Raw genomic sequence first — 1,218 nt, forward strand, 5'->3', positions numbered from 1 at the left:
CATCCATCTAGTTTTTAAAGTGTTGTTGGATATAGCTTTGCCAGTTTAATTCTGGCATCAGCTGTCGTGAACTGCCAGTTTATTTTTACGCATTTTGCATTTCGATTCACTGTCCAGCTACGAACCTGTTTTTCAAAACTTTCGAGATCTGGAAATGGTTTTGCAAGTGCCTGGCGGCTCATAACCCCTATTTCTATTTCTGCCATATCCAACCAGCTTCCATGTTTTGGCGTGTAATGCCATTCAAAACGTTTGGTTAAACGGTTGGCTTCTTGTGCTGAAAATGCCTTGTACAAAGAAGATGGCGCATGGATATTTAAGTTATCGGTGACCAATATGATTTTTTCCGCTTTTGGATATAATTCATCTGCCGTATAGCGAAGAATTTCAGCAAAATCAATTGCTGTCCGGGTTTGTTTTACAACAGTTTCCCGTTTTCCTGCCAACGGCTCAGATATCATAAAGATATCTGCAACTCCATTCCGGACATAAACAGAATCCAATTTTTCTGGTTCCCCTGGCTTACAGGGAACCCGTTTTTCTATGATTAGCTGTTTATTCGTTTCATCAATACAAACTACCGGTCTGGACGGATCATATGATCTTTGATATACATCCAGAACATCCTCCATTTTTGCTACGAATTCTGCATCAGCCTGGGGGATGCACCACTCTTTTACAAGCCACGGTTTAATTTCGTTTTTTTCATAACGTTACAGACCGTACTATCGGTGATGTAATCAACAACTTCCAGCCGTATCAGTTCCTCCGCGATAGCCTGCATGGTCCAACGGGAAGCCCCTTCCGGAGGTGTCGAACAGGCAATTGCACAAATCCTTGCTTCTACATCACCTGTAACTTTTCGGTGTCGGTTTTTTTGCTCTTTTCTTCCAAGGGCAGATTCCATACCTTCTGTTACAAAACGCTGGGCAATTCCAGCTATTGTACTATGGGAAGCACCATATGCTTCTTTGATACGGTCATATGTCCAGGAACTATTTTCAGGCTTTTGATCCAGCTTTAGTAAGATTTGAGCATGCTTTATACGATAGCCCTTTCCACCCTTTTGGATGAGAGATTTGAGTTCCTGTATTTCTGTATCAGTAAGTGTAACATGATAACGTGGCATTGCGTATCCTCCAGAACTGTTTTTTGAATGGAGTATAGCAAAAAAGCAAGTAACTGTAAACTATTATTACTAGATGGATACTATACTAG

Annotated in this window: 2 protein-coding genes; both read right to left on the reverse strand. The window is 41.1% G+C overall.

What is annotated here, in order from left to right:
* Positions 1–14: 14 nt before the first annotated feature.
* On the reverse strand, positions 15–695 hold the full coding sequence (locus tag LIZ66_RS18285) for an IS630 family transposase (RefSeq protein ID WP_173897478.1): 681 nt from the start codon (positions 693–695) through the stop codon (positions 15–17).
* Entirely contained in the window at positions 677–1,129 is a 453-nt protein-coding gene (locus tag LIZ66_RS18290; RefSeq protein WP_173716271.1) for a helix-turn-helix domain-containing protein, read from the reverse strand. The genes LIZ66_RS18285 and LIZ66_RS18290 overlap by 19 nt, the downstream gene beginning before the upstream one ends.
* Between the last annotated feature and the right edge of the window lie 89 nt (positions 1,130–1,218).

Source organism: Blautia faecis, from assembly GCF_020554845.1.
In the GTDB taxonomy this organism is placed as follows: Bacteria; Bacillota; Clostridia; order Lachnospirales; family Lachnospiraceae; genus Blautia_A; species Blautia_A faecis.